6 protein-coding genes and 3 tRNA genes are annotated in these 8,286 nt (G+C 65.7%); 6 read left to right on the top strand and 3 right to left on the bottom strand.

What is annotated here, in order from left to right:
* Positions 1–114 precede the first annotated feature (114 nt).
* From AACH06_RS17020 to AACH06_RS16995, 6 genes are all read left to right on the top strand, one after another.
* Positions 115–183 (top strand) — tRNA-Glu (locus tag AACH06_RS17020).
* A 9-nt stretch (positions 184–192) separates the two neighbouring features.
* Positions 193–266: transfer RNA gene (locus AACH06_RS17015), tRNA-Lys, on the top strand.
* Between the two features lie 525 nt (positions 267–791).
* A complete protein-coding gene (locus AACH06_RS17010; protein WP_341426939.1) occupies positions 792–1,367 on the top strand; it encodes an HNH endonuclease in 576 nt (191 codons plus the stop codon).
* A gap of 193 nt (positions 1,368–1,560) precedes the next feature.
* Positions 1,561–1,625: transfer RNA gene (locus AACH06_RS17005), tRNA-Asp, on the top strand.
* Positions 1,626–1,911: 286 nt separating this feature from the next.
* On the top strand, positions 1,912–3,048 hold the full coding sequence (locus tag AACH06_RS17000) for a slipin family protein (protein ID WP_341426947.1): 1,137 nt from the start codon (positions 1,912–1,914) through the stop codon (positions 3,046–3,048).
* 99 nt (positions 3,049–3,147) lie between these two features.
* Positions 3,148–3,948, top strand: a complete 801-nt coding sequence (locus tag AACH06_RS16995; RefSeq protein ID WP_341426938.1) for a nucleotidyltransferase domain-containing protein — start codon at positions 3,148–3,150, stop codon at positions 3,946–3,948.
* A gap of 235 nt (positions 3,949–4,183) precedes the next feature.
* Here AACH06_RS16995 and AACH06_RS16990 read toward each other — a convergent pair whose 3' ends face one another.
* From AACH06_RS16990 to AACH06_RS16980, 3 genes are all read right to left on the bottom strand, one after another.
* Positions 4,184–4,864: a hypothetical protein gene (locus AACH06_RS16990; protein WP_341426937.1), complete on the bottom strand. Its 681-nt coding sequence runs from the start codon at positions 4,862–4,864 to the stop codon at positions 4,184–4,186.
* 277 nt (positions 4,865–5,141) lie between these two features.
* On the bottom strand, positions 5,142–5,954 hold the full coding sequence (locus AACH06_RS16985) for a sulfite exporter TauE/SafE family protein (protein ID WP_423222047.1): 813 nt from the start codon (positions 5,952–5,954) through the stop codon (positions 5,142–5,144).
* Between the two features lie 14 nt (positions 5,955–5,968).
* Positions 5,969–8,242 carry an aminotransferase class V-fold PLP-dependent enzyme gene (locus AACH06_RS16980; protein ID WP_341426934.1) on the bottom strand — a complete coding sequence of 758 codons (2,274 nt, stop codon included), beginning with the start codon at positions 8,240–8,242 and terminating at the stop codon, positions 5,969–5,971.
* Positions 8,243–8,286: the final 44 nt, after the last annotated feature.

The following is an 8,286-nucleotide window of genomic DNA, read 5'->3' as shown; positions in this document are numbered from 1 at the left end:
TCGCCTCGTGCGCTTGGCCGTCGTCCCCAGGCCCAGGCTGTGTTGTTTCATGCGCCATATCGTCTCAGCACTTCAGCTTCCCGCCAAGCACCAGGCCGCGCGATTTCTGCAGACATTCCCTAACGGTCAGGACACGACGCTTTCAATGTCGGAATACGGGTTCGATTCCCGTACGAGATGCCAATCCACATCGTGGGTGTAGCTCAAAGGTAGAGCATCCGGCTTTTAACCGGCAGGTCAGGGTTCGATCCCCTGCGCCCGCACCAATACAGATGCGGTGTAGTCGAGTGGCTTCAGACACCAGCCTTTGAAGCTGGGGACGTTGGTTCGAATCCAACCGCCGCTGCCACGCTGAAAGAAGCAGCCGATACACGCTCTTGGCGGTGTACGCCTGATGGCGCGAGATCAGGACGGCGGAGCGCCGCCTTTCGCGAATGTCCCCCGGCCTGCGGCCTCCTCCTTGATTTCGCTTCAGGCAGCGCCCCACCGTCCTGATCAGGCACGGTGGGTGCAACAACGCAAGTTCGCGGACCGTGACCGGCCGAGTGAGTGGGGTGAGCGCTGCAGCGAAATCAAGGAGGAGGCGACGGCCCTGGCCGGCGCCGGGGGACATTCGCGGAAGTGCTCTCCCCACGCACTCGGCCCGTGCCAGGCTCCCATCGAGGGCCAGGAAATGCACGCTGGCCAACATTCACATCAAACCCATCCATGAACCAGCCCCTGTAGTCGCCGAAGGCCCCGCTGGTGCGCACCTTCGGCGAATCCAACCCGAAGACCGAAGGAGAACACCGATGCACCAGCACGCTTTGCAGCACGTGCTGCAACTGGACATTCAAGGCACCCCGCAACGCTGGATCACCTTGGAGCAGGCCGCCCTGCATTACGCGACCGACACGGTGGCGTGGATCGACGGCGACAGGCCCTTGGTCACGCTGCGCGGCGGCACCAACGCCGCATCCGGACGCCAATCGCTGATCGAGGTGCACCCGATCATCGCGCTGCGCGGTGCGCCGCGGATCAACCTGTTCGATGTGACACCGTCGATGGCGAAGCTGAAGCTGTTTCGTCGCGACCGTCACACCTGCGCTTACTGCGGTCAACGCTTTCATGAACGGGATCTGCAATGCGAACACATCGTGCCCGAATCACGCGGGGGCGGCTGGACCTGGATGAACCTGGTCACCGCGTGCGGCGCCTGCAATGGTCGAAAGGCTGCGCGCACGCCGGAAGAGGCCGGCATGCCGCTGCTGTACCTGCCGTACGTGCCGAGCCGGTTCGAGGACTTTCTGCTCGAGGGCAGGCACATCCGCGCGGACGTGCATGAGTGGTTGGCGTCGCGCCTGCCCAAAGGATCGCGGCTCAGCTGATGCTGGGCCGCACAAGAGTGCCGTGAAAGGCAACGCTCACAGGCCGGGGGTACCACCCCGCCGGTGTGCGGTGGCCGGCGCCCGCCCTGACCGGCGGGCCTGTCGCCACCGCCCATGCCGCGTTGTACCGAAGCGCACAGTGATGACGAGGTCGGTTCCTCCGCCGGGTTCGATCCCCGGGTCATCAGCCACTGGATAGCTCAGTTGGTAGAGCAACGCATGGTCCATGCGTCTGTCGCAGGTTCGATTCCTGTTCCACAACCTGGCTTTGAAAACCAGTGTCCCAAACCGGTCGAAAGACCACGCCGAACGTGGCTCGCGTTCGCATCGCCGAAAGGCGCGGCGTACACAAGCCATCAGCGCAACCGCTCGCGCGTCAGGCAAGCGGGGCTTCGCGCCCATGACTCGACACCTCGGCTGACAGGGAGGCAGACGAGGTGAACAGCCGTGACGCCCGGGTCCAGGCATCTGTCGTCCGCGGTTGCGCTGTAACGGCACCTATTCAGAAGCACAACAAGCAAGATGAGAGAGGAGGACACCGATGATGTTCACGCGTGTCACTGTGAAGAAGAACGAGCGCGGCATCCTGCTGCGCAACGGCGATTTCGAACGGGTGCTGCACCCCGGTGAGCACCGCTTTTCCAGTTGGAAGGACGAGCTTCGCATCGAGACCTTTGCGCTGGAGCAGCCGAGCTTCAGCCATGGCTTGGTCGACTACCTGATGGCCAGAGAGCCCGATGTGGTCGAGGCCGAGTTCGTGCGGGTCGAATTGAATGAGCACCAGGTGGGCCTGCGTACCGATAACGGCGTGTTGGTCGACATCCTGCCGCCGGGAACGCGACGCTTGTTCTGGAAGAACGGCCTGGTGGATGTGAAGGTCGAGGTGATCGACATCACCACATCCGCCGAAGTGCCGGCGGACATCGCCGGCCGCCTGGTGCAGACGCAGCTTCGCCCGCGCGTGGTGAGTGGCCTTGCTGGCGTGCTGCAGGTGCAAGTGTCCGAGCACGGTGCGGCGCTCTTGTGGATCGACGGGCACATCGAGCGCCTGCTGACAGCCGGCTCGTACGCCTTCTGGAAGTTCAACCGCAACGTGTCGATCGAGTTGGTCGATCTGCGCCTGCAAACGCTAGAAGTGACCGGCCAGGAGATCCTGACGCGCGACAAGGTGGCGCTGCGGCTGAACCTGTCGGCCACCTGGCGTTTCACCGACGTGCTGCGCGCCTTCACGCAACTGCCCAAGCCGGCCGACCACCTGTACCGCGAACTGCAATTTGGCTTGCGCGCGGCCGTGGGCACCCGCTCGCTCGACGAACTGTTGGAGAACAAGACCTTGATCGACGACGTCGTCACCGCCCACGTCACCGCGAAACTCGCGGGCTACGGCATGGTGCTGGACGGCGTCGGCGTGAAAGACATCGTGCTGCCTGGCGAGATGAAGACCATCCTGGCCCAGGTGGTCGAGGCCGAGAAGTCGGCCGAGGCCAACGTGATCCGACGCCGCGAGGAAACCGCTGCGACGCGCTCGCTGCTCAACACGGCCAAGGTGATGGAGGGCAACCCTGTCGCGCTGCGCATGAAAGAGCTGGAAACGCTGGAACGCGTCGCCGAGCGCATCGACAAGATCTCGGTGTTCGGGGGACTGGATCAGGTGCTCAACGGGCTGATCAAGCTGCGCTGAATCCTGCAGCGTGACTTTTCTTGGGGCGCCTTCGGGCGCCCTTTCTTTTTTTCTTTTCAGGCGGCGGTTCACGAGAATCACTGCTGGAGGAGTTGACCCATGACGACGGCATTTCTTGAAGACACCGCTCACCCGATCGACCCGGTGATCCGGGCCGAGATCCTGCGCAAGCTCGCGGCCGTCGAGGCAGAGCACAGCGTGCGCGTGCTGTACGCCTGCGAATCCGGCAGCCGTGGCTGGGGCTTCGCCTCACCCGATTCAGACTACGACGTGCGCTTCGTCTTCGTGCGCCCGGTGCGCGACTACCTGCGCATCACGCCGGCGCGCGATGTGATCGAAGAAGTGCCGGGCCCCGTGTTCGACGTGAATGGCTGGGACGTGCGCAAAGCGCTGCAACTGATGGCCAAAGGCAACGCGACCCTGGTCGAATGGCTGAGCTCGCCGGTGGTCTACCGGCAGGACGACACCTTCGTGCGGCGCCTGCGCGAAGCGGCGGGCCGGGTCTACCAGCCCATCCGCTCTTTCCACCACTACGCGGCGATGGGGCGCGGCAACTTCCGCGAGTACCTGCAGGGCGATCAGGTGCGTGCGAAGAAGTACCTGTACGTGCTGCGCCCGCTGCTGGCCGCCCAATGGGTGCTTGAACGTGACGACGCGCCACCAATGGCCTTCGAGGCCCTGGTGGATGCACTGGTGCATGACGACGCCGTGCGGCGCGACATCGACGAACTGCTGGTCATCAAACGCCGAAGCGGCGAGCAGGAGTGGCTGCCGGCGCGCCCGGTTCTCAACGCCTACCTGACCGAACTGATGGCGCGATTGGCCGAGGGCCAACCGTCGATCGGCTCGCCGGACTTCCAAGCGCTGGACGACCTGCTGGCCGACACGGTGCTGGCCTGAAAAAGCAAGGAGGCTCGGGCACCGCCCGGCCCCCTTGTGAATGCCATGAAGGGCAACTGCGAGGCGGCATGATACTGTGTTTTTATACAGTCAACTCGCACCAAACTATCGCAGGCCACGCAACGTGGAGCGGCCATGTTTCACCTCATGACCCAGCGCCCTGCGGCTCCACAGGCGTCGAAGGGTCGCAGGTCATTCGCCGCTCCGCGGGGGAGCGACGCGCCGCGCCTGTGACTCAAGGCGTCACAGTGATGTAGGTCGTGCCGCGGAGCCGCTTTTCTCGCTGGCCTTTGCAAGAGACACTCAGCTCGACAGGCAAGGTCATCTTGCAGGGCTTTCCACCGCACAACGCGGCATCGAACTCGAGAAAGCTCACGGCATCCCCAATCATCTTGGCCACATTCGGATCCGAACCCTGTTTCGCTTCAGCACCGACCGCATTGCCCGAAGAGTTGACTTCGACAAAGACAGTCGCTGACCCGGTGAACGTATCACCTCGAAACGCAGCTGCTCGCCCCACGTGATTGACAATTTCTCCAAAGCCATCCTTGGGGTAAGGCGGGGCATCACCTTCGGGCACAGATTCGTACCACTGAAGCAGCCAAGCTTTCTCGGCCTTGGACAGCCACCGATAGCTACCGCGAAATGGCAACTTTGGCCACTGCACATTGCACTCGCCCATCCAGCGATAGTCTTCATCGACCACGAAGCCGGGGTAATCGAACCGCCGGGTCTGCAACGTATCATCTGCCGCACGCGCTGCGGTACCAATGAAGGGTTGCAAAACGACCAAGACCAGAATTGGCACCAGTTTCATATCGGCAACTGAAGACTCATGGTGGATCACTGTGCCGGGAACGTAAGCAGCCAGACCGGTGCGCAACCCGACAACTCGAGCTTCGCTGACAAAAGTCACCCTCAGACCCAGGACTGAGTTCGATCAAGTGCGAACGCCCATGCTCAGCGCACTCGCGCCGCCCCGTGGAGACTGGCGTCAACATCCGCCGCCACAAAGCTCAATAGCACGACAACTTTGAATTATCTGCCGAGCAGCAGCTTGGTCATGTCGTCGTCCACGCCAAGTGATGAACTCATCACGGCATGAGTGACCCCATATCTTCGGACTTGGCAAAGGAGCACTTTGCGAAGAAGCGCTGGCCTTCTCCCGCCTGAGCTGCCGGGCGCCCGCCTTGTCAAACCATCAACGCAGCCACGCCACGCACCAACAGCATCAACGCCACCATCGCGCTCAAGGCCGCAAAGGTCTTTTGCAGCGTCGGGCCGCTGAAGCGGCCGGCCAGTCGGCGGCCTGCGAGCAGCGCCGCCATGGCGCCGACCGCGAAGGGCGCGGCGATCCCCCACGGCATCGAGCCGTGCAGCGTCGCCGAGGCCACGCCTGAGATCGACACCAGCGCGATCACCGCCAGCGAGGTGCTGACGATGCTATCGGCCGCCAGATCGGAATAGCGCGTCAGCGCCGGCACGATGACGAATCCGCCGCCCACCCCCAACAGGCCGCTCAGCATGCCCGACGCCATGCCCGTGGAGGCAAGCGCCATCGCGCAGGGTCGCGTCCAGATGAATCGGCCGGTGCACGGGTTGCGCACGCACGGTGGCGCTTCGGCCCGCACCGCGGCACGGCCACCCGTGGTACGGGCGCGCTGGAACATGCCCCAGGCCGACCAGGCCAGCACCAGCGAAAAGACCAGGGTCAGCGGCCCGTTCGGCACACGCTGCGCCAGCCACACGCCCAGCGGGGCCAGCAGCATGCCCGCGCCGCCAATCACCATCGCGGCACGGTAGCGCACCCGCCCTTCGCGCAAGCCGAGTGCCGCGCCCAGCCCCGCCGCGAGGCCCACGGCCAGCAGGCCGATCGGTGCCGACTCGGCCAGCCCCAGGTGCAACGAGAACACCAACAGCGGTACCGCGAGGATGCCCCCGCCTGCACCGGTCAAGGCCAAGGTCGCGCCCACGACGGCCCCGAGGGCCATCGCCATCCACCACATCGTCACGGCGGCCGTCAGACAGCGAGATTCACGTCGAGCACGCCAGGCGCGATCTTGGGCCACAGCGCCAGACCACCGGCCAGGCTCCAGGCCCGCGCGTGCCCCAGGCGGCGCAAAGCCTTGGCAGCCTGGGCGCTGCGGTTGCCACTGCGGCAGAAAAACACCACCGGCGTTTCGGCGGGCAGGCCCAGCCAGCCGGGCAAGGCATTGAGCAGGCGCGACATCGGCACCGCCTGCCCATGGACGCCCGGGCCCAGATCCGGCGTGCTGCTCAAGCGTTGCTCATAGGGCTCGCGCACATCGACCAGCAGCAGGCCGGTGCGGGAACGCAGCAGGTCGCGCAGCGCGGCCGGCTCGACCTCGTGCGGCGTGCTGTCGGCAGCGCCATCGACGCGGGCGCCGCAGGTCAACGTCTGGTACTCGGTGAGCCCGAGCTCCTGCTCGATCAGGCTCTTGGCCGCAGCAAATTCGCTCGCCTCCATCGCGCCACGCAACACGCGCGCCAGCAAAGGTTGCACCGCGCATTCGGTGCTCAGCGTGGTGGCAAAGCGTTGGTCGTAGTCATGGCCCGGCGCCAGCAGGCCGTGCGGCCCGACGGCTTCCTCCAGCCGACGCAACGAGGGCCCGAACGCCATTGGCGCACTCTGCGGGAAATCACTGCGGCCCAGGGCCCCTGGCATCACCGTGTCGCCCACAAACGCCATGCGCAGCCCCTGGGGGTCGCGCAGCAGGTAGGCGGTGGAATCCTCGGTGTGACCCGGCAGCGCCAGGCGCGTGAGGCTGGAGTGTCCCAGTGAGATGTGCTCGGTGCCGCGTGGCCACCCCAATGCCTCGAGTGGCTGGGTGCCCAGCCCCTCCAGCAGGTCACCGGCGGCCGCACGCAGCTCAGTGGCCGACGACACGTGGTCGCCATGGCTGTGGGTGTCCAGCGCCGCCGCCAGGGTGTAGCCCTGGCAGCGCATCTGCTGCACCAGTCGCTCGGTCAACTCCGGCAGCGGGTCGATCACGACGCAGCGGCGCGAGGCGGCATCGGCCACGAGGTAACAGCACGCGGCGTCGACCACGAAGCGGGTGACGCCTTCAACCGGCTGGCTCGCGCCCGGGGTGGCGCCGAGGCAGCACTCACGCAGGCTCTCGCCGCAAGCGCGAATGCGGGCACAGGCCTCGTCGATGAAATCGGCCTCGGTGGCGGGGCCGAACGACAGGCGCACGGCAGATGCCGTTTGCCAGGCCGGCAGGCCCATGGCCTCCAGCACGAAGCTCGGCTTGGCCTGGGCGGCACTGCACGCCGAACCCCCGCTCACCCGCACATCGGCGGCATCGAACAGATCCAGCAACAGCTTCGAGCTGAGGCCGGGTACCGAGAAGTTCAGTGTGGTGGGCAGGCACAGGTCGAGCGGCGCGTTGAAGACCAGGCCCGGAAAGGCATCGAGCAAGGCTTCGACCAGGCGTGCGCGGTACTCGGTGAGCGTGGCCTGGCTCTTGAAGCCGTTGCCGCTTTGCAGTGCGGAAAGCACCGCGCCCAGCGCAGCGATGCCCGACATGTTCTCGGTGCCCGACCGCTGCGCGCCCTCTTGCCCGCCGCCGGCCAGCAAGGGTGTGAAGGGGGCGCCCTCGCGCACATAGAGCATGCCAATGCCCTTGGGCGCGTAGAGCTTGTGGCCGGAGAACGGCGCGTAGTCGATGCGCCGCTCGATGAGCTTCAAGGGCAGCTTGCCCAGCGCCTGCACGGCATCGACCATCCACAGCGCCGGGCTCAGCTGCAGGGCCGCTGCAATACCGTCCAGATCGCTGATCACACCTGTCTCGTTGTTGGCAGCCATGGTGCAGACCATGCCGGCGCGCGGCGCATGCTCGCGCAGCCAGGCCAGATCGTGGCGACCGGTGGGCCCGACGGGAATGGCCATCACCTGCATGTTCAAGCCCAGCAGTGCGTTCCAGTGCCGAAGCGCCTCTGGCACGGCCTTGTGCTCGGTGGCACCGTAGAGCAGCAGCTCCGGACCGGTCGGGCCTTCGGCCTCCCGGCGCTGGCGCAGGGCGCTCAAGGCCGACAGCACCGCCGTCTGGATGCCCTCGGTGGCGCCGCTGACGAAGAGCAGCTTCCCGGTCGGCGCCCCCAGCACGCGACGCGCACGCGCCCGCATGGCGTCCATCAGCGCGCGCGCCTTCAGGCCCGTGCTGTGGATGCTGCTGGGGTTGCCGAAATCTTCTGCCATCGTCGCGAGCGCGGCCGCGCGGGCCTGGGCCAGCACGGGGGTGGTGGCGTTGGCATCGAGATAGATTTCCATGGAGGTCGCCTTGCTGTGCTCCGGCCACGGCCGGGAATGCGGTT

It is taken from the genome of Ideonella lacteola (assembly GCF_038066555.1).
GTDB classification, from domain to species: domain Bacteria; phylum Pseudomonadota; class Gammaproteobacteria; order Burkholderiales; family Burkholderiaceae_C; genus Ideonella; species Ideonella lacteola.
This window is presented reverse-complemented; position numbering and strand designations above follow the sequence as displayed.